Source organism: Pseudomonas sp. MRSN 12121, from assembly GCF_000931465.1.
Lineage (GTDB): Bacteria > Pseudomonadota > Gammaproteobacteria > Pseudomonadales > Pseudomonadaceae > Aquipseudomonas.
Genome location: NZ_CP010892.1, coordinates 2452943 through 2477634, shown reverse-complemented (window position 1 = coordinate 2477634; position 24692 = coordinate 2452943). Strand labels below are relative to the sequence as shown.

The window sequence follows — 24692 nt, the reverse complement described above, 5'->3', positions numbered from 1 at the left end:
ACAGATCCGCGAGAAGTGGCGATAGCGCGCGGCGACCAGGTTGCCCCGATCGCCCTGGCACGAAGGTGATGGTAATCAGTTGTTACAGATCAGCCCGTGCAGCACCCCGAGCCGCAGGCCCGGTTCCGACGGCGTCATCTGGGCCAGGCCGAAGACCTTGAACGCCGCGAGCATCAGCGCCAGGCCGCCGGGCAGGACGCCCAGGCGCTGGGATTGCAGGCCCGCGAGCCGCAGGCGCTTGACGTGCCCCGCCTCCAGCAGGCGCAACGACAGGCGCAGCAGGCCGCCATAGGTGATGCCGTCCTGGCCGTAGTCATTCAGGCCATTGGCCTTGAGCACCTTGGCCAGGAACCGCGCGGAGCCGGAGGAACCTATGGCTTGCTGCCAACCCAGCTGGCGATAGCGCCGGGCGACTTTCTCGAACTGCAGACTGGCCACGCGCTCGGCTTCCTGCAGGCCGAGGGCCGAAACCGCACCACCGGGAAAATACCGGCTGGTGAAGGTACTGCTGCCGACGGCGATGCTTTCGGTCAGCAAGGGCTGGGCGCCCTGCCCCAGGATCAGCTCGGTGGAGCCGCCGCCGATATCCACCACCAGGCGCAGGTTTGCGCCGCCCGGTACGGCATGGGCCACGCCGGCATAGACCAGCCGCGCCTCTTCGTGCCCGGAAATGACGTCGATCCGAAACCCCAGGTGACGCTCCGCGCTGGCCAGGAACAGCGGCGCGTTCTGCGCCTCGCGCACCGCGCTGGTGGCCACGGCGCGCACCCGGCCGGCCTCGAAGCCGCGCAGTTTCTTGCCGAACCGCGCCAGCGCCTGCCAGCCGCGGTCCAGCGCCAGCTCGTCGAGCGCGCCGCCCTGGAAACCCTCCGCCAGGCGCACCGGCTCGCGCAGGGTCTTCACGGGCTGGATCAGGAACCCCTCGCTGTGCCGGAGCGGCTGGCCGATCATCAGGCGAAAGGCGTTGGACCCAAGGTCAATGGCCGCGAACAGGGAGGCGTCGCCTTTCATGGGAGATTCCTGGCAGATTGATCCACCGGCAGGCCGCGACCTGCCGCCCCCTCGAACGGGTTGGCGGCGATCTTGCCATGAGGTCGATGACGCCAAGATGACAGCCCCCGAGCACCCCGTGGCACTTCCAGCGCAGAGCATGCCGCGGGCGCAGCGGCAACGCGGCCGTCATCATTCTGTCATCAAGGCCGGCGACACTCGGTGCATCTACAACGCGTGCTCTCCTTTAAAGCTGCCACTCCTGGGCGGCTTTTTTTTCGCCTGGAGATCCAGCGGGCGCTGCGCTTATAGCCGCAGGCTGCCCTCGATGCAGGTCACCGCCGCCCCGCCGATCCAGATCTCGTCGCCGATCCGCTCGACCTGGATACGCCCGGCGCGCCCCATGCTCAGGCCCTGGCTGACCACGTAGCGCTCCGGCGCCCGGCCGGCGCCCAGCAGCCATTGGGCGATGCCGGCGTTGAGGCTGCCGGTGGCCGGGTCTTCCGGCATGCCGTCGCCGGAAATGAAGGCCCGCACCTCGAACTGCGCCGCGTCGCCATCGCGCTCGGGGTTCCAGGGCGCGATCACCCCCACCGCCAGCCCCTTCAGTCGGGCGTAGTCGGGTTGCAAATCGAGCACCTGGTCGCGCTCGTCCAACAGCACCGCCAGCCAACCCGCGCCGTTGTCCACCCATTGCGCCTCGACGATCGCCTCTGGCGCGAGCCCCAGGCCCAGGCGTACCTGCTCCAGCAACCCGGCTTCGACCGGGCCGGACTTGAGCAGCGGTGGCGCGAGAAACGCCAGGTCGGCGCCACGGCGGCGGATGCGCACCAGGCCCACCGCACATTCCTGGACGATATCCTCACCCTTGGGCACGCCGCCGGCCTCCAGCCATGCATGGCAGCTGCCGAGGGTCGGATGACCGGCGAACGGCAGCTCGCTCAGGGTGGTGAAGATCCGCAAGCGATAGTCGGCCCGCGGGTCGCGGGGTTCGAGGATAAAGGTGGTTTCGCTGAGGTTGGTCCAGTTGGCGAACGCCGCCATCTGCGCCTCGCTCAGCGGGTCGGCGTCGAACACCACCGCCAGCGGGTTGCCCTTGAGCGGCTCGCTGCTGAAGACATCTATCTGCTTGAAATCGAATCGGCTCATCGCGGGTCCTTGTGCTGAATGAACGCCGTCGGGCCGGGGACGGCCTGACCAGGAAAAAACAGGTAAAAAACGGTAGTAGCCGCCACCACGGGCAGCGGCCAGGGGATCACGGCGGGTCAGACCGGCTTGGGGATTTCCAGGCCGCGGATCACCGCCGGACGGGCGAGGAAACGCTCCAGCACGCGCTGCACGTTGGGGAAGTCCTTGAAGCCCACCAGGTCGCCGGCCTCATAGAAGCCGACCAGGTTGCGCACCCAGGGGAAGGTGGCGATATCGGCGATGGTGTAGCGCTCGCCCATGATCCAGTCGCGACCTTGCAGGCGGCCTTCGAGCACGCTCAGCAGGCGCCGGGATTCGGCCACGTAGCGGTCGCGCGGGCGCTTGTCCTCGTAGTCCTTGCCGGCGAATTTGTTGAAGAAACCGAGCTGGCCGAACATCGGGCCGATGCCGCCCATCTGGAACATCAGCCACTGGAGGGTCTCGTAGCGGGCCGCCGATTCCTGGGCCAGCAGTTGCCCGCTCTTGTCCGCCAGGTAGATCAGGATCGCGCCCGACTCGAACAGCGCCAGCGGCCGGTCGCCCGGACCGTGGGGGTCGAGGATCGCCGGGATCTTGTTGTTCGGGTTCAGCGACAGGAACTCGGGGGACAACTGGTCATTGGTGTCGAAACCGACGCGGTGCGGCTCGTAGGGCAGCCCGATCTCTTCGAGCATGATCGAGACCTTGACGCCGTTGGGGGTCGGCAAGGAATACAGTTGAATCCAGTCGGCGTATTGCGCGGGCCATTTCTGAGTGATGGGAAAGGCGGAGAGATCGGTCATGACAGGCTTCCAGTGACAGTCAGATGAAAGACCGTGGCCCGGGACCGGGCGGCAACGGCGCTTGATTATAGGCATCGGTGCGTGGCGCGCATTCTTAAATTCGCAACATCCGGTCATTAACCTCGCCGGCAGCCAGAGAGCGACGCGGATAAAGTGACGGGCTCCCGCACGGCGTCTCGCCAACAGCGAACCAAAAACGCTTCCGGGACTCTGAGCACTACCCCTCGGGGAGAACATCCGTTCAATGACAGGGAAAACCACGCGCGGCCGGAGCCCGCCGTGGCCAGGTTTGTCAGCCTCAACCGATTGCGCCGAAGTACCCACGATCAATGAAGAAGCTGCCGAATTTCACCCAACGCCTGCACCGCCGTTCCTATGTGTTCTTTCCGGCCTTGCTGCTGACCGGTGCGTTGCTGCTGTCGCTGGAGTCCAGCGAAAGCCGCGCCCAGCCGGTAGACGGCACCCAGACCCTGGTCTTCCTGCGCCACGCGGAAAAACCCGCCGGCGGCCTGGGCCAGCTCAATTGCCAGGGCCTGAACCGCGCCATCGACCTGGCCTCCTTGCTGCCGGAAAGATTCGGCAAGGCCAACTATGTATTCGCCGCCAACCCGACCCGCAACGTCGAGGAAGGCGAGTTCGACAATTCCTACAGCTACATCCGCCCGCTGATGACCATCAGCCCCAGCGCCATCAAGCTCGGCCTGCCGGTGAACATCGAGTTCTCGGCCAACGACACCAGCCAGCTGGCCGAGGAACTGCTGCACGACCGCTATCACAACTCGACCATCTATACCGCCTGGTCCCACGGCTACCTGCCGGACCTGATCAACAAGGTGGCGCGCAAGGCCGTCGGCGAAAAACGCCCCATCACCGACGACTGGGCGTCCAACGATTTCGACTCGCTCTACGTGCTGACCCTGACCTGGCACAACGGCAAGGCCACCCTCGACAGCCGCAGCTACAAGCAGGGCCTGGATAACGGCGAGGAAAGCTGCCCGACCTGACCGGGCAAAGCACGAATGACCACGCACACCCTCCACCTGTAGCCGCTGTCGAGCACCAGCGAGGCTGCGATCGACTGCGCAGCAGGCGCCAGCGCCAAGCCAGGTACCACCATGGATCAGGCATACCCCCTTACGGGGCTACGCCCCGATCGCAGCCTCGCCTTTGGCTCGGCAGCGGCTACAAGCACCCCGCCCCCTCCCAAAATCACAAGCGCCCCTGTAGCCGCTGTCGAGCACCAGCGAGGCTGCGATCGCCTGCGCAGCAGGCGCCAACGCCAAGCCAGACACCACCATCGGTCAGGCATACCGCCTTACAGGGCTGCGCCCCGATCGCAGCCTCGCCTTTGGCTCGGCAGCGGCTACACAAAGCACCCGGCCCCTCCCGAAATCGCAAGCGCTCCTGTAGCCGCTGTCGAGCACCAGCGAGGCTGCGATCGACCGCGTAGCGGGCGCCAGCGCCAAGCCAGGCAACCACCATCGCTCAGGCATACCCCCTTACGGGGCTGCGCCCCGATCGCAGCCTCGCCTGTGGCTCGGCAGCGGCTACAAACACCCGTCCCCTCCCAAAATCGCAAGCGCCCCTGTAGCCGTTGTCGAGCACCAGCGAGGCTGCGATCGACCGCGTAGCGGGCGCCAGCGCCGAGCCAGGCAACCACCCTCGCTTAGGCATACCGTCTTGCGGGGCTGCGCCCCGATCGCAGCCTCGCCTCTGGCTCGGCAGCGGCTACAAACACCCGGCCCCTCCCGAAATCGCAAGCGCTCCTGTAGCCGCTGTCGAGCACCAGCGAGGCTGCGATCGACTGCGCAGCAGGCGCGGCGCCAAGCCAGACGCCCCCATGGATCAGGCATACCGCCTCGCGGACTGCGCCCCGATCGCCGCTCTCCGATCGCTACAGTCCAGCAACGACCGGGCCGCTGCGCTAAAATCGCCGATTAACGTCACTGCCCGGAATCCCTGTTCATGTCCAGCCTTGCCCCTGCCAGCCCCGCCCGGGGCTGGTCATTCTGGTGGAAACCCGCCCTGTTCGTCCTGGTGGCCTGCATCGGCCTCTACTTCGTCAAATGGTCGCCCTACTACGCCAAGGCCTTTGTCGCCGCCGACAGCCACAGCATCGGCGCCTCGATCATCAACGATCAGCCCTCCTCGCCCTTGAACGCCGCCCTGGCCTACGCCCAGGTGTATTTCCTGGCGATCTGGAAAGCCGCGGTGCTGGCGGTGATCCTCGGCTCGCTGCTGCAGGTGCTGATCCCGCGGGACTGGCTGCTGCGCCTGTTCGGTCGCGCCGGCTTCGGCTCGACCCTGCGCGGCGGCCTGTTCGCCCTGCCGGGCATGATGTGTTCCTGCTGCGCCGCGCCGGTGGCGGCCAGCCTGCGCCGGCAGAACGTCTCGGTGGGCGCGGCGCTGGCGTTCTGGATCGCCAACCCAGTGCTCAACCCGGCCACCCTGGTGTTCATGGGCTTTGTCCTGGGCTGGGGCTTTACCGCGCTGCGGTTGGTGGCGGGCATCGTGCTGGTGCTGGGGGTATCGCTGGTGGCCCAGCGCATCTCGCGTCCCGAACAACTGCCGGAGGCGGCGGTGGAAGCCGTGGTCGAGGCCAGCACCGGCAACGATGCGGGCTTCTTCAGCCGCTGGGCGCGCGCCCTGTGGCTGCTGTTCTGGAGCACCATCCCGATCTATGTGCTGGCGGTCCTGGTGCTGGGCGCGGCGCGGGTGTGGCTGTTCCCCCATGTCGAGGGCGCGATCGGCGACAGCTTGCTCTGGCTGGTGCCGCTGGCGATTGTCGGCACCCTGTTCGTGATTCCCACCGCGGCGGAAATCCCCATCGTGCAGACCATGATGACCCTGGGCATGGGCACCGGCCCGGCGGTGGCGCTGCTGATGACTCTGCCGAGCATCAGCCTGCCGTCGCTGCTGATGCTGCGCAAGGATTTCGACGCGCGGGTGCTGCTGACCGTGGCCGGCCTGACCATGCTGATCGGCGTGGTCAGCGGCTTGATTGGCGCGGCGTTGTTGTAAACCAGAGGTTCGATGGCGTCCGCCCGGACGCCATCGCGGGCAAGCCTCGCTCCTACAGAAGAAAATCGTGAGCTTCTGTAGGAGCGAAGCTTGCTCGCGATAGGGCCAAAGGCCCTGCTCCACGGCCTGCTCAGGCCCTGGATCTGGCCCGCTCGCGCAAATACTCCAGCACCGCCGCCTGCTCGCCGACGAACTCGATGCGCGCGCCCTTGCTTTCGCGCTGGAAGGCGTACATCGGATCGTAATATTCCTTGAGCAAGCCTTCGATCCAGGCCCGATGCAGCTCCACGCTGCCACTGCGGGCCTGCTCGGCCAGGGCGGCTTCGAGCAACCGGTACAGACGCTGGTGCCGCTCGCCGCCCAGGCGTTTGCGGATGTTGTTCAGGCTTTCCAGCAGGCGCTCGGAAAACCGCGCGAAGCCGTCCTCGGCATACGCCGCGACAAACTCCGCGCAGAGATCGGTCACGTAGTCGCGCAGGATCCGCTCGATCCGCCCTTCCAGGCCATCCTCCAGCCAGACCATGGGAAAACGCTGCATGCCCTGGTACAGCGGCAACGGCAAGGCACAGCTGCCGATCATGCGGTTCTCGTCTTCCAGCACGAAACCGGCAATGCCGCGGTCGCGCTTTTTCAGCAGGTCCACCGCCAGGCGGTTCTCGAAATCGATGTTCGACGGCTGGCCGCTGGCGCGCTTGCCGAAGCTGGAGCCGCGATGGTTGGCGTGGCCTTCCAGGTCCAGGCCGTTGGCCAGTTGCTGGAGCACTTCGGTCTTGCCGATGCCGGTCATGCCGCCCAGCAGGACGAAATCGCACTCGGCCACGGCGCGCTCGAGGGTCTCGAGCAGAAAGGTGCGCATGGCCTTGTAGCCGCCACCGACCCGCGGGTAGTCGATGCCCGCCTCGTCCTTGAGCCATTGTTGGACGATCTGCGAACGCAGGCCGCCGCGGAAGCAGTACAGGTAGCCCTCGGGATGGGCCCGGGCGAAGTCGGCCCAGGCCTGGATGCGCTCGGCCTTGATCGCCCCGGACACCAGTTGATGGCCGAGGACGATCGCCGCCTGCTGGCCCTGCTGCTTGTAGCAGGTGCCGACCCGCTGGCGCTCGTGGTCGGTCATCAGCGGCAGGTTGACCACGCCGGGAAAGGCGCCCTTGTCGAACTCGACCGGCGCGCGGGTATCCATCATCGGCCGGTCGTTGAGGAAGATGTCGCGGTAATCGGTGATATCGATGGGCATCAGATCACCTCGACCGCGTTGCTCTGTCGCTCCACCAGCTCGCCGATCGGCGCCAGTTCCAGGCCCAGCTCGGCGGCGACCGCGAGGAACTGCGCGTTACCCTCGGGGGTGACCGCGATCAGCAGCCCGCCACTGGTCTGCGGATCGCACAGCACCAGCTTGTGCAGCGCCTGGATGCGTCCGAGGCGGTTGGCGTAGCTGTCGAAATTGCGCTGGGTGCCGCCCGGGATGCAGCCCTGGTCGAGGTAGTACTCGACGCCCGGCAGGCGCGGCACCCGATCGTAGTGAATGCGTGCGGTCAGGCGGCTGCCATCGGCCATTTCCACCAGGTGGCCGAGCAGGCCGAAACCGGTGACGTCGGTCATCGCGCTCACGCCGTCGAGCTTGCCGAAACGGCTGCCGGGCTGGTTCAGGGTGCACATCCAGTCCCGGGCCAGGCCGATGTCGGCGCTGCGCAGCTTGCCCTTCTTCTCCGCGGTGGTGAGCACACCGATGCCCAGGGGCTTGGTCAGGTACAGCAGGCTGCCGGCGGTGGCGGTGTCGTTGCGCTTCATGTGGCGCTTCTCCACCAGCCCGGTCACGGCCAGGCCGAAGATCGGCTCCGGGGCGTCGATCGAATGGCCGCCGGCCAGGGGAATACCGGCCGCATCGCATACCGCACGGCCGCCGCGGATCACCTCGCGGGCGATTTCCGGCGCCAGCACGTTCACCGGCCAGCCGAGGATGGCGATGGCCATCAACGGATCGCCGCCCATGGCGTAGATGTCGCTGATGGCGTTGGTGGCGGCGATGCGCCCGAAGTCGAACGGGTCGTCGACGATCGGCATGAAGAAGTCGGTGGTCGAGACCACGCCGCGCTCCGCGTCGATGGCGTACACCGCGGCGTCGTCGCGCGAGGCGTTGCCGACCCAGAGTTTCGGGTCGAGGTTCTGCGCGCCGCTGCCGGCCAGAATCACCTCCAGCACCTGGGGAGAAATCTTGCAACCGCAACCCGCGCCGTGGCTGTACTGGGTCAGGCGAATCGGCTCGCTCATGGAACACCTCTGGAAATTCGTGGACCGGCGATTCTAGCAGAGCCCCAGCGGCGATAACCTCCTCAGCCGCCGACCTGCCCGGCCACGGGCGTGCCCTGGTGAAAAACCAGGCGCCAGGCGCTGCCGTCGTGCCGCCACGAAGAACTGCGCAACGACTCCCGCGGGGCCTGCCCGTCAACCACCGTGCGACAGCGATAGGTCACCAGCGCCACGCCGTCGGCCAGCAGCCGCAGGCGAAAATCGCTGACACTGCGCTGCGCCGGCGGCTCGTCCGGCAGCGCGGCGATAACCTGTGCCCGGCTCCAGACCCGCCCGCTGGCGCCGAATTCGCAGAACGTCTCGTCCAGCAGTTGCATCAGGCGTTGGCGGTTGCCGCGGGCCGACGGGCCATGCAATTCGGTTTCCAGCGCCAGCAGGTGGGCATGCAGGGGCATGTCGATCCTCCTCTCGATCCTGGCCAGCAGCATAGCGGCAAAAAAAACCGCCCTTTCGGGCGGCGTAGGAAAACCTCGGCGGTGATCAGAAACCGAGGGAGAAAGTGAGGGTCATCGCGTGGTCGCGGTTGCTGTGGGACAGTTGGCCGGAGTAACCGATGCCCAGCTTGCCCGCAGGGCTGATCTGGTAATCCAGCCCGGCCTCGACCAACGCGCTGTCCCGGGCGATCGGCACGCCCTGGGTGCTGAACGAACCGCCACCTTCGATGAACGTCAGGTCGGCATCGGGCTTGGTATCGCCATAGGCATGGCGCCAGCCCAGGGCGGCGCGCGGGGTGATCTGCGAACCGTTGCCCAGGGTGATGCGCTTGCCGGCCCGCAGGCCCACGGTGGAGAAGGTGATGTCCTGGCTCGACTCGGCGCTCAGGCGCCCGGCCCCGCCTTTTTCACGACCGGTATCGCTGTCGTAGTTGACGTAGGCCAGGCCGGCGAAAGGCTCCAGCGCCAGGCCCGCCGCCTCCAGCGCATAGCCGACCTCACCGAAGACCTGGGCACTGCGCGCGTTGTAGTTGGCTTTCAGGCGGTCGTTGTAGCTGCCGACGCTGACGTTGCGCTTGGTGCTGATCCGGTGCCAGCTGTAAGCAGCGCCGAGGCGCACCGCCAGAGCGTCGTGCTGGGAGTTGAGGTAGGCCGCCAGGTGAGTGCTGTTGATGGTGGCGTCGGACTGGCGCCGTTGGGCGTCGATGCTGCTGTGGGTGTAGCCGGCCGCGACCCCGCCGCGCCACTGCTCGCCGAACTGGCGATCGGTGCCGAGCATCAGGCCGGACAGGTTGCGGTCCAGGCCGGCGGTGCTGCTGTTGCCTTCCATGTCGCCCCAGGAACCGAGCACCCGCAGCCAGCCGACCAGTTCGTCCTGGCCCTGGCAGCCTTCGCGGCTGAGGCGGTTTTCCCCGGGGGCCAGGGTACGCCGCAGTTCATCCTCCTCGGTGCCGCAACCCGGCTGGCGCATGCGGTCGTTGAGGGCATCGCGGATGTGCCGCGAATCCTCGAGCAGCGAGCTCGCGGTGCTGGCGTGGATCTCGCCGGACAGGCTGTCGAACGCACTGCGGGCCGAGGCGCGGCTCAGGTTGAGGATCTGGTCGTTGAGCAGGTCGCCGCCCGAACCCTCTTCGCCGCTGTAACGCTCCAGGGCCGCCGCCACACCGCGCTGGTTGGAGGTGGCCGCGACGTCGGCGAAGGCGGTCTGGTTACGGCTGACCGCCAGGTCGACGCGGTTGGGGCTGTACACCAGGGCAGTATCGAGGAACGCCAGGGACGGCAGGCTGGCGCTGCTGAAGGTGCCGTTGACGCCACCGCCGGCGGTGATCAGCGAGTAGCGGGTGTTACCGGTAAACGGCGCCAGAGCGTTGACTTGCAGCGCCCCGCCGAGGGTCGCGGTGCCACCCACGGCCAGCGGTGTGCTGGTCGGCGCGGCGACGCTCAGGTCCAGCAGGCCATCCGCGGCGTTGCTGAGGTTGCCCGCCACGCTCAGGGTCCCGGCAGCGCCGCCCGAGCGGGTCACGCCGTGGTTGTCCAGGGAACCGACGCTGCCATTGCCGCTCAGGGCCGCGCCGTTGGCCACGGTGACCTGTCCGGCGAAAACGCTCGGGGTGCTGCGATCGCCGACCTGCAATTCGCCCTGCTCCACCGCGACAGTGCCGCTGAACGGCTGGTTGCCGGTCAGCAACAACAGGCCGCTGCCCTGCTTGACCAGGCTGCCGGTGCCGCTGAGCACGCCATTGAAGCGCCCTGCCCGGTTCTGCACGAACAGCAGGCGGGCGTTGTTGAGGATGCGGCCTTGCAGACTGGTGGTGTTGCCGGCCAGGGTACCGCCGCTGACGGTGGTGCCACCGGTGTAGGTGTTGGCCCCGGTCAGCAGCAAGGTGCCGGCATCGAGCTTGTTGATCCCGCCGCTGCCCACCAGCGGCGCATCGATCTGCGCGGTCACGCCGGCATTGACCCGCACGGCGGCCAGGGTGCCGTCGGCGGCGTTGGTCGGGCTCAGGCTACCGCCTTCCCCTGCGACCAGGTTGTAGCCGGGGTCGAGGAACTGCAGGCCGGTGAAGCCTTGGTTGCCGACCACGGTGACCGTGCCGCCCTGCCCGCCGAACACCGCGAACTGGTTGTTGGAACCCAGGCTCTGGGTGCCGTTCGGATCGGTCCAGTTGGTGCCCGGCCCCCACACGCCGCTGCCGCCGGTGATGGTGCCGTCGGCGGTGGTCTTGCCACCGTTCCAGAACTGCACTTCGCCCGGGGTGCCCTGCACCAGCAGGTTGACTTGGTTGGCCAGGGCGGTCTGCAGGGTCAGGCTCGCCGGCAGTACGCCCGCCGGCAACGAACCGTAGACCAGACCGTTGTCGGTCAGGCTGCCGCCGTAGCGGAACAGCTGGTAGACGCCGACGCCGAACCCGCCGCCATTGGTGACGTTGAGGGTGCCGTCCAGGGTCAGGTTGCCGGCCACGTCGACCACCGTGGTCGAACTGCTGGCTTGCCCCAGGGTGAAGTCCAGGCTGGTCCCCGACGCCAGGTTCAGGGCGCCGACCGACAGTGGCGTGGCCGCGCCGCCGGCGCTCAGGCTGGCGCCGCTGGCCAGTTGCAGCGTGCCGCCGATCTGCCCGCTGCCGCCGATGCTGGCGCCGGACGCGACGTCCACCGTGGTGCTGCCCAGGCTGCCGTCGACCCGCAGCGAGCCGGCCTGCACGCTGGTGGCGCCGGTGAGGCTGTTGCTACCGGTCAGCACCAGCTGGCCGGTGCCGCTCTTGGTCAGCGTGCCGCTGCCGGTGAGGTTGCCGCTGTAGGTGCCATTGCCGTTCTGGGCGAAGGTCAGCGCCGCGTTGTTGAGGATCGCACCGGTCAGGCTGGAGGTATCGCCGGTGGTGCTGCCGCCATTGAGTGTGGTGCCGCCGGTGTAGCTGTTGGCACCACTGAGCAGCAAGGCCCCGCTGCCGTTCTTGACCAGGCTGCCGCTGCCGCCGATGGCTCCGCTGAGGGCGGTGTCCTGGGTGCCGGCCAGGGTCAGCTGGGCGCCCAGGTTGATGGCGTTGGCCAGTTGCAACGCCGCGCTGCTGTCGAGCTGGGCGTTGCCGCCGACGTTCAAGGCACCGCTGCCGATAGCCGCGTTGTTGCCCAGGGTCAGCGTGCCGCCGTTGAGCTGGGTGCCGCCCTGGTAGGTGTTGCTGCCGGCGAGGGTCAGGTTCGCCGGGCCGTTCTTGATCAGGCTGCCACTGCCGCTGACCACGCCGGTCAGGGCCAGGTCGTTGGCGCCGCTCAGGTTCAGGCCGCCATTGAGCACCACGGCATTGCCCAGGCTGACCGCGCCGTTGCTGCCCAGGGTGGTGCCGTTGGCCGCGGTCAGCACACCGCTGCCCAGGGCGCTGTTGCTGCCCACCACCAGGCTGCCGCCGTTGAGCGCGGTGCCGCCGGTGTAGCCATTGTTGCCGTTGAGCACCAGGGTGCCGCTGTCGAGCTTGGCCAGGGTGCCGGCGCCGTTGATGTCCACCCCGATGGTGGCGGTGACGTTCGGATCGACCCGGACCGCCGTAGTGCCGGTGGCGCCATTGACCGCGTTCAGCGTGCCGGCGGTGCCGTTGAGCAGGGTGTAGCCGTCGGTGACGAACTGCATGCCGGTGATGCTTTGCGTGCCGTCGAGCGTGACGTTGCCGGCCGCGCCCTGGAACACCGCGAAGCTGTTGCCCCAGCTCTGGTTGAGGGTGCCGTCGACGTTGGTCCAGTTGCTGGTGCCGCTGGCCCAGGTGCCGCTGCCGCCCTCGATGGCGCCGTTGCCGGTCAACTGGCTGCCGTCCCAGAATTGCACCGTGGTGTTGGGCGCGGTCACCAGCAGGTTGACCTGGCTGCCCACCGCGGTCTGCACTTGCAGGTCGCCGGGCACTACGCTGCCCGGCACGCTGCCGACCACCAGGCCGTTGTCGGTCAGGCTACCGGTGTAGTTGATCAGGCGGTACACGCCGCTGCCGAAGCCGCCGATGTCGCTGACGTTGAGCGTGCCGTCGAGGGTCAGGTTGCCGCCGACATTGAGCAGCGAGGTGCCGCCGCCCGCGCTTGGCGTGCCCAGGCCGACATCGAGGCTGGCGTTCGGCGCCAGCACCAGCGAACCCACCGTCAGGGTGTTGCCGCCGGTCAGGCTCAGGTGCCCGCCGTCGGCGACCGTTACCGCGCCGCCCAGGCTGCCGGTGCCGGTCAGGGTCCCGGTGTTGTTGACCAGCACGTTGGCGCTGGCCAGGGCACCGCTGACGTTCAGGGTGCCGGCGTTGATGCTGGTGTCGCCGGTCAGGGCATTGACGCCGCCCAGGGTCAGGGTGCCGCTGCCCACTTTGCTCAGTTGCCCGCTGCCGCTCAGGTCGCCGCCGAAGGTGCTGCTGAGGTTATTGCCGCCGATGCTCAGGGTGCTGCCCGCGCCCACCTGCGCCGTGCCGCTGCCGGTCAGGCTGCCCAGGCTCGCCGAACCACCGAGGTTGAGCTGGGTGCCGCTGGCCAGGTTGACCCCGGCGTTGCTGCCCAGCGCCGCACCGCCCAGGGTATTCAGGTTGCCCGCCGCCACATTGAACTGGCCGCTGAAGGTGTTGTTGCCGCTGAGGGTCAGGTCGGCCGCGCCGTTCTTGGTCAGGGTGCCGCCGCCCGCGAGGGTGCCGGCCAGGGTCAGGTCGTTGCTGCCGGCCAGCGTCAACCCGGCATTCAGGTTGAGGTCGTTGGCCAGTACCAGGGGTGCGCTGTTGTCCAGCGTTGCGCTGCCCGCCACGGTCAGGCCGCCGCTGCCCAGGGCCGCGGCGTTGCCCAGGGTCAGGCCGCCAGCGTTCAGGGTGGTGCCGCCCTGGTAGGTGTTGACGCCATTGAGGGTCAGGTTGGCTGTGCCGTCCTTGCTCAGTTGCCCGGTGCCGTCGACCACCCCGCCCAGGGTCAGGGCCTGGGTGCCGCCGATGGCGAGGTTGGCGTTAAGGGTCAGGTTGTTGCCCAGGGTCAGGCCGGTATTGCTGTCCAGGGTGGCGGCGCCGGCCACCGTCAGGTTGCCCAGGCCCAATGCCGCGGCATTGCCCAGGGTCAGGGTGCCAGCGTTGAGGGTGGTGCCGCCGAGGAAGCCATTGGCGCCGTTGAGTACCAGGTTGGCCGCGCCGTCCTTGACCAGGCTGCCCGCGCCGTTGACGGGCCCGGAAAGTGTCAGGTCGGCGCTGCCGCCGATGTTCAGGGCGCCGGCCAGGTTCACCGCGTTGCCGACGCTGACCGCCGTGCTGGCATCCAGCGTGGTGCCGGCAGCGGCGTTCAGCGCACCGCTGCCCAGCGCCGTGTTGGCCGCCAGGATCAGGCCGCCGGCGTTCAGCGCGGTCGGGCCCAGGTAGCTGTTGTTGCCGCCCAGGGTCAGGTCGGCCGTGCCCGCCTTGATCAGGCCGCCGCTACCGCCGATCGCGCCATTGAGCGCCAGGTCGTTGCTGCCGCCCACCGTCAGGTTGCCGTTGAGGGTGACCGCATTGCCCAAGCTGACTGCCGCGTTGCTGTCCAGGGTGGTGCCGGCGACGGCGGTCAGTTGGCCGCTGCCCAGCGCCGAATCGTTGCCGACCACCAGGGTGCCGCCATTGAGCAAGGTGCCGCCGCTGTAGGTATTGGCGCCATTGAGCACCAGGGTGCCGGCGTCGAGCTTGGCCAGGGTGCCGCTGCCGCCGATGCCCACTCCGACGGTCGCGGTGATGCCCGGGTCGACCCGCAGCGCGGTGTTGCCCCCCGTGCCATTGACCGCGACCAGTTGCCCTGCCGTGCCGTTGACCAGGTTGTAGCCGCTGACGGTGAACTGCAGGCCGGTGAAGGCTTGAGGGCCGTCCACGGTGACCGTGCCCGGCGTGCCCTGGAAGATCGCGAAATCGCCGGCCCAGGTCTGGTTCAGCGAACCGGCGGCCGAGGTCCAGTTGCTGCCGACGGCGTTCCAGGTCCCGCTGCCGCCGTCGACGCTGCCGTTGGCGACCGTCTGGCTGCCGTCCCAGAAGCGCACATTCGTGCTCGGCGCGGCCACCAGCACGTTGACCTGGTTGCCCACCGAGGTCTGCACCTGCAGGTCGCCCAGGCTGTAGCCCAGGGGCACGCTGTTGATGTCCAGCCCGAGGTCGACCAGGCTGCCGGTGTAGTTGATCAGGCGATACACGCCCGTGCCGAAGCCGCCGGCATCGCTGACGTTCAGCTTGCCGTCCAAGGTCAGGTTGCCGCCGACATCGAGCAACGCCGTGGTGGACGGCGCGCCGAGGCTGGCGTCGATGTTGGCGTTGCCGCCCAGGACCAGCGAGCCCGCCGAGAGCTGGCTGCCCGAGCTCAGGGCCAGGTGAGCGCCATCGGCGACATTCAGCGCGCCCAGCAAGGAGCCGCTGCCGGTCAGGGTCGCGCCACTGGCGACACCGACGTTGGCGCTGGCCAGGGAGCCGCTGAGGTTCAGGGTGCCGCCATTGACCTGGGTAGCGCCAGTGAGGCCATTGATGCCAGTGAGGTTGAGGGTGCCGCTGCCGACCTTGGTCAGGCCGCCGCTGCCGCTCAGGCTGCCGTCGAAGGTGCTGCTGGAACTGACACCGCCGACGCTGAGGGTAGTGCCTGCGCCGATCTGTACCCCGCCGCTGCCGGTCAGGCTCGCCAGGCTACTGTTGGCCCCCAGGTTGAGACTGGCGCCGGTGCCGACGTTGACTCCCGAGGTATTGCCCAGGGCGCCGGCGCTCAGGGTCGTGACGCTACCGGCGTTGATGTCCAGGGCACCGCTGAAGGTGTTGTTGCCCGTCAGGCTGAGATCGCTCAGGCCGTTCTTGATCAGCGCCCCGCTGCCACTGACGACCCCGCCCAGGGTCAGGTTGTTGTTGCCGGCGATGCTCAGGCCGGCGTTGAGCGTGATGTCGTTGCCCAGGGTCAAAGGCCCGCCGGTGTCCAGGGTGGCCGCGCCGCCTACGGTCAGGCCGCCGCTGCCCAGCGCCGAGGCATTGCCCAGGGTCAGGGTGCCGGCATTGAGGGTGGTGCCGCCAGCATAGAGATTGGCCCCGTTGAGCAGCAGCGTGCCGGAACCGTTCTTCACCAGGCCGCCGGTGCCGGTGACCAGCCCGCCGAGGGTCAGGGGGTTGCTGCCGCCCAGGGTCAGGTTGGCATTGAGCCCCACGGCGTTGTTCAGGGTCACCGGCGCATTGCTGTCCAGGGTCGCCGCGCCAGCGACCGTCAGGGCACCGAGGCCCAGCGCCGTGTTGGCGCCGACCGTCAGGGTGCCGGCATTCAGCGTGGTGCCGCCAAGGAAGCCATTGGCACCGTTGAGCACCAGGTTGGCCGCGCCGTTCTTGACCAGGCTGCCCGCGCCGTTGACGGCGCCGGCGAGTGTCAGGTCGGCGCTGCCGCCGATGTTCAGGGCGCCGGCCAGGTTCACCTGGTTGCCCAGGGTGACCGCGGCGTTGGCATCCAGCGTGGTGCCGGCGGCGGTATTCAGCGCGCCGCCGCCCAGGGCGCCGTTGGCCCCGACGATCAGCGTGCCGGCGTTGAGCGCGGTATTGCCCAGGTAAGCGTTGGTGCCGTTCAGCGTCAGGTTGGCCGCGCCGTTCTTGATCAGCCCGCCGACGCCAGTGATCGCTCCGCCCAGGGTCAGCGCCTGGCTGCCACCGAGGGTCAGGTTGCCGCCCAGGTTCAGGTTATTGCCCAGGCTCACTGCGGCGCTGGCATCGAGGGTGGTGCCGGCGGCGGCATTCAGCGTGCCGGTGCCCAGGGCGGTATTGGAGCCGACGACCAGCGAGCCGGCATTCAGCACAGTGTTGCCCTGGTAGGCGTTGTTGCCGCTCAGGGTCAGGCTCGAGGCGCCACTCTTGACCAGGCCGCTGGCACCGTCGATGACCCCGCCCAGCGTCAGGGGACTGGCGGCGTTCACCGTCAGGTTGGCATTGAGGTGCAGCGCATTGTTCGCGGTCTGCGCGCCCGTGCTGCTCAAGGTACTGGCGCCAGCCACGGTCAGGGCGCCACTGCCCAGCGCCGTGCCGCTGCCCAGGGTCAGGGAGCCGGCATTGAGGGTGGTGCCGCCCAGGAAGTTGTTGGCGCCATTGAGGGTCAGGTCGGCGCTGCCGTTCTTGATCAGCCCGCTGCTGCCGCCGACCACGCCGTTCAGGGTCAGCGCGTTGCTGCCGGCCAGGGTCAGGTCGGCGTTGAGCGCGACGTCGTTGGCCAGGCTGATGCCGGCGGAGTTGTCCAGGGTCGCCGCGCCGCCCACGGTCAGGGCGCCGCTGCCCAGCGCACCGGCGTTGCCCAGGGTCAGGGTGCCGCTATTGAGGGTAGTGCCGGCGAGGAAAGTGTTGGCGCCGTTGAGGATCAGGTTGGCCGCACCGTTCTTGGTCAGGCCGCCACTGCCACCGACCAGGCCACCCAGGGTCAGGTTGGCGCTGCCGCCGAGGTTCAGGTTGCCGGTGAGGTTCAGGGCGTTGCCCAGGCTCACGGCAGTGTTCGCGTCCAGGGTGGTGCCGGCGGCCGTGTTCAGGGCGCCCAGGCCCAGCGCGGTGTTCGAGCCGAGGATCAGCGAGCCGCTGTTGAGCGCCGTATTGCCCAGGTAGCCATTGACGCCATTGAGGGTCAGGGCCGCGGCCCCGTCCTTGATCAGCCCGCCGGCGCCGCTGACCACCCCGCCCAGGGTCAGGGCCTGGCTGCCGCCCAGGGTCAGGTTGCCATTGAGGTTGATGGCGTTGCCCAGGCTCAGCGCGGTGGTGGCGTCCAGGGTGGTGCCCGCACCGGCCGTGAGGGCACCGGTGCCCAGGGCGGTGGCGGAGCCCACCAGCAGCTTGCCGCCAGTGAGCGAAGTGCCCCCCGCATAGTTGTTGGCGCCGCTCAGGGTCAGGTCGGCGCTGCCGTTCTTGATCAACCCGCCTGTGCCGCTCAGCACGCCGCCGAGGGTCAGGGCATTGCTGCCGAGGGTGGTCAGGTTGGCGTTCAGGGTCACGTTGTTGGCCAGGCTCACCCCGGCGCTGCTGTCCAGGCTGGCGGCGCCGCTCACGGTCAGCCCGCCGCTGCCCAGGGCATTGGCGTTGCCCACGCTCAGGGTCCCGGCGCTCAGGGTGGTGGTGCCGGAATAACCGCTGTTGACGCCGTTGAGGGCCAGGCTACCAGTGCCGCTCTTGGTGATCCCGCCGCTGCCGCTGATCAGCCCCGCCAGGGTCAGGCTGCCGGCGCCGGTGGCGATCATGCTGTTGTTGAGGGTGACCAGGTTGTTCAGGCTGATGGTGCCAGGCGTCGACAGCGTGGCCGCGCCATTGATGCTCACCGTGCCGCTGCCGAACGCCAGGTTGTTGCCCAGTTGCACCGTGCCGGCGCTAATGCTGGTGTTGCCGCTGTAGGTGTTGGCCCCATTGAGGCTCAACTGCCCGGCGCCGCTCTTGGTCAGGCCGCCACTGCCGGAGAGCACGCCGGCCAGGCTCAGGTCGTTGCCGCCCTGCACGCTGAGGCCACCGGCGCCCAGGGTCACCAGGTTGCTCAGGGTCAGGCCGCCGGTGCTGGCTTGCAGGATCCCGCCATTGCTGGTCAGCACCCCGCTGCCGAAGGTGCCGCTGTTGTTGAATTGGGCGATGCCGCCGTTGAGAGTGGTGCTGCCGCTGACCACGGGCCCCTGCAGGGTCCAGTTGCCGCTGTTGAGGGTGAGGTTGTTGAAGTTGATGTAGTTGTCGCTAGACAGCGTGCCGGTGCCGGTGGTGCCGCCCCCCGGCCCCAGGGTGTTCTGCAGGATCAGGGTATTGATCCCGCCCGCGCCGCCGTCGACCTTGCCGGTGGGGGCGAAGGTCAGGTTGATCCCCGGCAGGCCACCCAGGCCGAGGTTGACGTTGATGCCATCGCCCACGCTGACGCTGGAGCCGGTGATGGCGGTGAAGGTGTTGGTGCTGTTCACCCCCATCGACACCCCGCCCTGGATCGAGCCGCTGTTGACGAAGGTGTTGCCACCCGCGGAGCTCTCGAAGGCGACCCGGCCCTCCAGCGTGCCGTTGTTGGTCATGTTCACCTGGGAACCGCCATACACCGCCACCACCGGCGTGTCCGCTAGGGTCACGGTCAACAGCGACAGCCCCGTGGAGGTGATGGTGCCGTCGTTGACGATGGTGGTAGCGCCGCCGGGACCGTTGTTGATGTTCAGCGCCGCGCCAGCCAGGCTGCTGAGGTTCAGGCCGAGCACTTGCCCGGTGCCGCGCATGATCCCGGTAACGGTATTGGTGACATTGATCACGCCCGTCGCGCCGCTGCCCAGGAAAGCCCCGCCGCTCAGTACCGAGACCAGGCCCAGCACGGCCGGGTCGATGATTCCGGCGTTGTTCAGGGTCAGGGTATTGCCCGTCAGGTTCAGTACCTTGCCGCCCAGGGTCGCGTTCATCTGCGCGCCGCCGACGACGTTGACCGTCAGGCCGTTGGCGGCACTGGAGAAGTCGTTGAGGAACAGCGGCACGCCCGGGACCCCGGAACAGGTCACCACGCTGCCCACCGTGGAACAGGTGGCCATGGCCGAAGGGCTGGCCAGGCTCAGCAGCAGGCCGGCAAGACTCAGGCGAACCGCCAGAGAAAGGGGGGAAAGACGATTGACGGCATCTCTGACCAGTACCTTGTCCACGCTCAACTCCTTGTTAAGGGGCCAAGCCGTTCATCCCTGAATGCGTGTACCGCTCACCCCGACAACGTCCTGAATCAACACGCACCGACTTCGAATACCCGACCGTGGCGAAAAATGGCTTTCGTGCCAGAAACCTAGACGAGCTTTGGACGGGCAGCGGCGAAACCGGGGAATTAAATAGCATTAATACTATGGTAAGAATTGACCGAAAAAGCCGCCTAAAAAACAGATAAACATTTTAATTATCAATAAGTTATAGATTTAACCCTTTATCAGAACAGACACTTTTCCTGACAAAGGCCCTGCTCCGCTCCGCCCCCTGTCCGCTGGGCGACAGCCCTCGGCCATCGATAGCTTTAAGCCACTATCTCCAGCCCCTCCCTTGCTCCCGTCGCACCCGTCCCACGAAGTTGGTACAGCATATGCAAACGTTTGCGCGAACGCGTGGGCCGGACAATCCCCACCTGTTCGCCTCACCCCCGGCCAGCCTCGGCCTTCCTTTGCACGAACAGGGATTTTCAATGCATCGACCCTTCACCTCCCCGGCGTCCCACCGCACTCTGGCTGTTTCCCTGCTACTGGCCGCCGTTACGGGAGTACTCAGTGGCACCGCCCAGGGCCAGGAAAAAACCGCTGGCGCCCCCACCTCCTCCCTCGATGACTCGGCCCAGGGCGAAACCCTCAGCGCAGACGCCAGGGCGCCCCAAAAAGGGGCCTACCTGTCGGACTGGTACAACCAGGACCTGACCCTGATCGGCAGCAAGGACATCAGCTTCGGCCCACAGCCGGCCGACGACGTCTACCTGGAATACGAATACTTCGGGCGCAAGGGGCCGTTCGAGCTGTACGGCTACATCGATGTGCCGAAAATCCTCGGCATCGGCAACAGCCACGACAAGGGCGCCTGGGACCACGGCTCGCCGCTGTTCATGGAACACGAGCCGCGCATCTCCATCGACTACCTGGCCGGACGCAGCCTGGCCATCGGCCCGTTCAAGGAGTGGTACGTGGCCTTCGACTGGATCTACGACCACGGCAGCAACAGCGCCAACCGCGCCAACACCCTGTACAGCGGCCTGGGCACCGATATCGACACCCACTCGCGGGTCAACCTGTCGGCCAACTTCTACGGGCGCTACCAGTGGGAAAACTACGGCGCCAGCAATGAATATTCGTGGGACGGCTACCGTGCCCAGCTCAAGTACATCGTGCCCATCGATACATTCAGCAACGGCGCGTCGCTGACCTATATCGGCTTCACCAACTTCGACTTCGGCTCGGACCTGCACAAGGACAACCCGGCCCGCACCGCCAATGCCACGGTGGCCACCAATGTGCTGCTTTACTCCTTCACTCACCTGCGCTTCACCCTGGTCGGCCGTTACTTCCACAACGGCGGCAACTGGCAGGACGGCAGCGAACTGAATTTCGGCGACGGCGACTTCCGCGCCCGCTCCAACGGCTGGGGTTACTACGCCGGCATCGGTTACCAGTTCTGATCACTCAAGCAATGGAGGCTTTCATGCACACGATTACCCGTCTTTCCCTGGCCCTGGGCCTGGCTTGCGGCACCCTGCTCGCTTCACCGGCCTGGGCCGGCGACACCGCCGCGCACCCGATCAGGCCCAAGGTGGTGCTGATCACCATGTTCGCGCCCGAGGCCCAGCACTGGGTCGAGCGCCTGGAACTGAAAAAAGAAGTGCGCGTACCGGGCCTGTCGGCGCAGTACCCGGTCATTCGTTGCAACGACAAGGACGTTTGCCTGCTCGTCACCGGCATGGGCCAGACCAATGCCGCGGCCTCGACCCTGGCCTTGGCCCTGGCGCCGCAGTTCGACCTGCGCAAGAGCTATTTCCTGATCGCCGGGATCGCCGGCATCAGCCCGAAACACGGGACCATCGGCACCGCCGCCTGGGCCCATTACCTGGTGGAGTTCGGCACCCAGTGGGAACTGGATTCGCGCGATGCGCCCAAGGACTGGCCGACCGGCTACCTGGGGATCAATACCAAGGGGCCGGACGAGAAGCCGCCGCTGGACTACAAGACCGAAGTCTTCGAGCTCAACCCGAAACTGCAGGCCAAGGCCTTCGCCCTGTCGCGCCATGTGGCGCTGAGCGAGAGCAAGGAATCGGCGGCCTGGCGCCTCAAGTACCCGGCCGCCCCGGCCAACCAGCCGCCGGTGGTCACCCAGTGCGACACCCTGGCGGGCAACACCTGGTTTTCCGGCACGCGCCTGAGCGAACGGGCCGAGACCTGGGCCCGCCTGCTGACCGACAACAAAGGCGAGTACTGCACCACCCAGCAGGAAGACAACTCGACCTATGAAGCCCTGCTGCGCGCCAGCCGCGAAGGCCGGGTGGACATCCAGCGCCTGGCGGTGGTGCGTGCCGGCTCCGACTTCGACCGCCCCGAGCCGGGCGGCAGCGAGGTCGACAACCTGCTCAAGTACGCCGACCAGGGCGGTTTCGTCCCGGCCCTGGAAAACCTGTTCCGCGCCGGCAACCCGCTGGTGCAGGACATCCTGAAGAACTGGTCGGCGTGGGAGAAAGGCGTGCCGCAGGCGTGATCGAAAACGCTCTGCAACTTTCCTTGTGAGGTTGTCTGGGCTGACGTCATCGCGAGCAAGCTCGCTCCTACAACGACAGCACCGTCCCTGTAGGAGCGAGCTTGCTCGCGATCCAAACCAAAGATCGACGCCAGGCTTACGGCACCAGAATCACCTTCTCGCCACGCCCCTGGTCCACCTCGCGGTAGCGTTCGACGCCCTGCTCCAGCGGCGACTCGAACAGCCCTTGCGGCAGCGGCAACAAGCCCTGATCGAAAAACCGCCCGAACTGCTCGAGCATCGCCGCGCAGGCTTGCACGCCGTACAGCAGCGAATTGATCCCGACCACCGAACCGCCCTTGCGATACAGGCCCAGGGCCGGCAATTGCACGTGGCCGTCCACCGGCGCGGCAATGATCGCGATACGGCCGAACGGCGCCAGGGCCGCGACCGCGGCCGGCAGCCAGAATCCGGTGGTGTCGAAGATCACCTCGGCGCCGCCGGCGAACACTTCATTGACCTGGGCCGCAAGGTCCTCCGGTCGCTCCAGTTGCACGGCCTGGAAACCCTGCGCCTGCAAGGCCCTGACCTGCTCCGGGCGGCGCGCGGCGGCCAGCACCCGGGCGCCGCGGACCTTGGCCAGGGCCAGGGCGGCATTGCCCACCGCCCCGCCACCGATCACCAGCAGCGTGGTCTCGGCTTTCACTCCGCTGCGCTCCAGGGCATCCCAGGCGGTGGTGTAAGGCACGCCCAGGCTGGCGGCCTGGGCGAAACTCAGGTGCGTCGGCTTGGGCGCCACGCCCTTGGCCGACAGCACCACGTACTGGGCGTGGGAACCGTCCGCGTAGAAGCCCAGTTCCTTGCCGGTGCCCCAGACCTCCTGGCCCACCAGTTCGCGTGGGCCGTCCACCACGATCCCGGCGAAATCCCGCCCGGGAATCCGTGGCACGGTGGTGTAGGGAAAACGTCCGAGCACGTTTTTCACGTCGCTGGGGTTGAGGCCCGCCGCCTTGATCTGCACCAGTACCTGGTCGGCCGCCGGGGCCGGGGTGGGGACTTCGACATAGCGCAGCGACGAGAGATCGCCGGTATTGGAAAATTGCAGGGCGTGCATGAGCGCCTCCATTGACAGGGATAAGGAATCGAAAGGTTTCAGGACAGCCAGTTGCTTATCAGCTGGCGGCCCATGGGCCACAGCTGTTCACCGGCGAGCATGCCGAGCAGCCCCACCAGGGCAATGGCCGGTGGCGCCGGCGAACGTACATTCAGGGCGCCATAGAGCAGGCCGACACCGAGGCCGATCGCAAGGGAGATGAGGTAAGGCATGACGAACTCCGGGCAGTGCCGCGTGCCGGGCAACGGCGGTTGGACATGCGAGGAGTGTAGGGAGCGCGGCCCCGGGCAACCGGCCAAGCACTTCAGGATTTCGGCCAATCTGGCGCCGCTGCGGTGTGCCTGGAATACCGCGTTATCGTTCATCGCGCGCAAGCTGCGCTCCTACAGCAGAAGATAGGCACACCGTCCTTATTTCGTACCTGTAGGAGCGAGGCTTGCCCGCGATGGACGCGCCGCGGTGAATCCGGACAGACGCGGGGCTCAGGCCCGGGCTTCGCCAGCCGCATATTGCGACGGGGCCAGCCCCAGCTCCCGGCGGAACATGTCGCTGAAGCTGCCGGGGGAATAACCCAGCTCGCGGGCGATGGTGCCCACCGGCACGCCCTGGATCAGCTCGGCGGCCGCCGTGGCCAGTTGCACCTGGCGGCGCCACTCGGCGAACCCCACGCCCAGGCTGTCCTTGAACAGCCGCGCCAGGGTGCGCACGCTGGCCCCCGCCGCCTCGGCGTGGCGCTCGAAGGGAATGTCCAGGGAAGGCGCGGCCATCACCGCCTGGCACAGGCTGACCAGGCGCCGGTCGGAACTGTCCGGCAGCACGATCTTCAGTTGCGAACGCCGGGCGCGCTTGAGTTCCAAAAGGGCCAGGTTCACCAGCGCGTCGTAATACGCCGGCTGCGGCGCGCCGTCATGCTCCACCAGGCGCACGATCAGTTCGCGCAGCAGGTTGTCCACCTGCAACACCTGCACCTGGCTGTCGAGGGTCGCGGCCAGCGACGGGCGCAGATAGATATTGCGCATCTGCAGGTCGGTGACCACGCGAATCCCGTGGGGCACCCCCGGCGGCAACCAGACCGCCCGTTGCGGCGGCACCACCAGCGCCTCGTTCGGCGTCTCGACCCACATCACCCCGCTCATGGCATACAGCAACTGCCCCCAGGCATGTTCGTGGGGCTCGATGAACAAGCCACGCGGGTAGGTGCGCGCCAGGGGTTGTACCGGCACATCGGTATCACTGAGATCGGGGGGAGCGGCAAGGGCCATGGCCAGGCATCGTCGGCAAGCGGAAAGCGCCCATGGTAACCCCGCCGCCCCGCCCGGCAAACCGCGCCACGACATCCGCACAGGCGGCGCAGCGCCCGGCATCGGGCGGCTCGGGCGCCCGCCCGACCGCTGAGAGCGTCGTTCGACAATCCGAGTGAATTTTTCCCGGCCCGCGCGAGTCACTAATCCATCACAGGGAGGATTGAGAGCTTTATGAACAACGCAAAACTTTTCGTCATCGAATACACCCTGCACGGCGCCCCCAAGTCTTTCATCATCCGCTCGGAAAAGATGGACAACGCCGAAGCCTGGCACTGGGCAAGCTGCGACGCGGGGGTCGGGCGCATCGGCCGTTTCGGCCTCGAACGAGTGAAAAAGACCAGCAAGCCCCTGGCGGAAAAATTCGGCATCGAGAACGTCACCTGGCGCCCCTCGACCTGAGCTTGCCCGGCGTGGCACCG

15 protein-coding genes are annotated in these 24692 nt (G+C 67.5%); 5 read left to right on the top strand and 10 right to left on the bottom strand.

Annotation, left to right across the window (positions count from 1 at the left end):
• Nucleotides 1–75: 75 nt before the first annotated feature.
• The 3 genes from TO66_RS11435 to TO66_RS11425 all read right to left on the bottom strand — a co-directional run bounded on the left by TO66_RS11435 (nucleotide 76) and on the right by TO66_RS11425 (nucleotide 2960).
• Nucleotides 76–1011: a Ppx/GppA family phosphatase gene (locus tag TO66_RS11435; protein WP_044462409.1), complete on the bottom strand. Its 936-nt coding sequence runs from the start codon at nucleotides 1009–1011 to the stop codon at nucleotides 76–78.
• 285 nt (nucleotides 1012–1296) lie between these two features.
• Complete coding sequence (locus TO66_RS11430; protein WP_044462408.1) at nucleotides 1297–2139, bottom strand: PhzF family phenazine biosynthesis protein; 843 nt, start codon at nucleotides 2137–2139, stop codon at nucleotides 1297–1299.
• 116 nt (nucleotides 2140–2255) lie between these two features.
• On the bottom strand, nucleotides 2256–2960 hold the full coding sequence (locus TO66_RS11425; protein ID WP_044462407.1) for a glutathione S-transferase family protein: 705 nt from the start codon (nucleotides 2958–2960) through the stop codon (nucleotides 2256–2258).
• Between the two features lie 329 nt (nucleotides 2961–3289).
• On the opposite strand from TO66_RS11425, the gene TO66_RS11420 reads away from it, so the two are divergent.
• Both TO66_RS11420 and TO66_RS11415 read left to right on the top strand, forming a co-directional pair.
• Nucleotides 3290–3964 carry a hypothetical protein gene (locus TO66_RS11420; RefSeq protein WP_044462406.1) on the top strand — a complete coding sequence of 225 codons (675 nt, stop codon included), beginning with the start codon at nucleotides 3290–3292 and terminating at the stop codon, nucleotides 3962–3964.
• Nucleotides 3965–4925: 961 nt separating this feature from the next.
• On the top strand, nucleotides 4926–5981 hold the full coding sequence (locus tag TO66_RS11415) for a permease (protein ID WP_044462405.1): 1056 nt from the start codon (nucleotides 4926–4928) through the stop codon (nucleotides 5979–5981).
• A 130-nt stretch (nucleotides 5982–6111) separates the two neighbouring features.
• Here TO66_RS11415 and mnmH read toward each other — a convergent pair whose 3' ends face one another.
• The 4 genes from mnmH to TO66_RS11395 all read right to left on the bottom strand — a co-directional run bounded on the left by mnmH (nucleotide 6112) and on the right by TO66_RS11395 (nucleotide 19310).
• Nucleotides 6112–7215 carry a tRNA 2-selenouridine(34) synthase MnmH gene (mnmH, locus tag TO66_RS11410; RefSeq protein ID WP_044462404.1) on the bottom strand — a complete coding sequence of 368 codons (1104 nt, stop codon included), beginning with the start codon at nucleotides 7213–7215 and terminating at the stop codon, nucleotides 6112–6114.
• Nucleotides 7215–8249, bottom strand: a complete 1035-nt coding sequence (gene selD, locus TO66_RS11405; RefSeq protein WP_044462403.1) for a selenide, water dikinase SelD — start codon at nucleotides 8247–8249, stop codon at nucleotides 7215–7217. Before selD ends, mnmH begins: the two co-directional genes overlap by 1 nt.
• Before the next feature lie 62 nt (nucleotides 8250–8311).
• Nucleotides 8312–8683 (bottom strand): DUF4440 domain-containing protein, encoded by a 372-nt coding sequence (locus TO66_RS11400; protein WP_044462402.1) that lies wholly within the window; start codon nucleotides 8681–8683, stop codon nucleotides 8312–8314.
• A gap of 85 nt (nucleotides 8684–8768) precedes the next feature.
• Nucleotides 8769–19310 (bottom strand): autotransporter-associated beta strand repeat-containing protein, encoded by a 10542-nt coding sequence (locus tag TO66_RS11395; RefSeq protein ID WP_044462401.1) that lies wholly within the window; start codon nucleotides 19308–19310, stop codon nucleotides 8769–8771.
• 521 nt (nucleotides 19311–19831) lie between these two features.
• On the opposite strand from TO66_RS11395, the gene TO66_RS11390 reads away from it, so the two are divergent.
• Together TO66_RS11390 and TO66_RS11385 are read left to right on the top strand one after the other, a co-directional pair.
• Complete coding sequence (locus TO66_RS11390) at nucleotides 19832–20809, top strand: nucleoside-specific channel-forming protein Tsx (protein ID WP_044462400.1); 978 nt, start codon at nucleotides 19832–19834, stop codon at nucleotides 20807–20809.
• Between the two features lie 23 nt (nucleotides 20810–20832).
• Complete coding sequence (locus tag TO66_RS11385) at nucleotides 20833–21876, top strand: purine nucleoside permease (RefSeq protein ID WP_044462399.1); 1044 nt, start codon at nucleotides 20833–20835, stop codon at nucleotides 21874–21876.
• A gap of 136 nt (nucleotides 21877–22012) precedes the next feature.
• On the opposite strand, the gene TO66_RS11380 is transcribed toward TO66_RS11385, so the two are convergent.
• The 3 genes from TO66_RS11380 to TO66_RS11375 all read right to left on the bottom strand — a co-directional run bounded on the left by TO66_RS11380 (nucleotide 22013) and on the right by TO66_RS11375 (nucleotide 24231).
• Nucleotides 22013–22969: a zinc-binding alcohol dehydrogenase family protein gene (locus TO66_RS11380; protein ID WP_044462398.1), complete on the bottom strand. Its 957-nt coding sequence runs from the start codon at nucleotides 22967–22969 to the stop codon at nucleotides 22013–22015.
• Between the two features lie 38 nt (nucleotides 22970–23007).
• On the bottom strand, nucleotides 23008–23181 hold the full coding sequence (locus TO66_RS32520; protein ID WP_082061070.1) for a DUF1427 family protein: 174 nt from the start codon (nucleotides 23179–23181) through the stop codon (nucleotides 23008–23010).
• Between the two features lie 270 nt (nucleotides 23182–23451).
• Complete coding sequence (locus TO66_RS11375; protein ID WP_044462397.1) at nucleotides 23452–24231, bottom strand: helix-turn-helix transcriptional regulator; 780 nt, start codon at nucleotides 24229–24231, stop codon at nucleotides 23452–23454.
• A gap of 213 nt (nucleotides 24232–24444) precedes the next feature.
• Here TO66_RS11375 and TO66_RS11370 point away from each other — a divergent pair, with 213 nt between their 5' ends.
• The gene (locus tag TO66_RS11370; RefSeq protein ID WP_009048208.1) at nucleotides 24445–24672 is read left to right on the top strand and encodes a DUF6555 family protein; all 228 of its coding nucleotides are present in this window, start codon (nucleotides 24445–24447) and stop codon (nucleotides 24670–24672) included.
• Nucleotides 24673–24692: the final 20 nt, after the last annotated feature.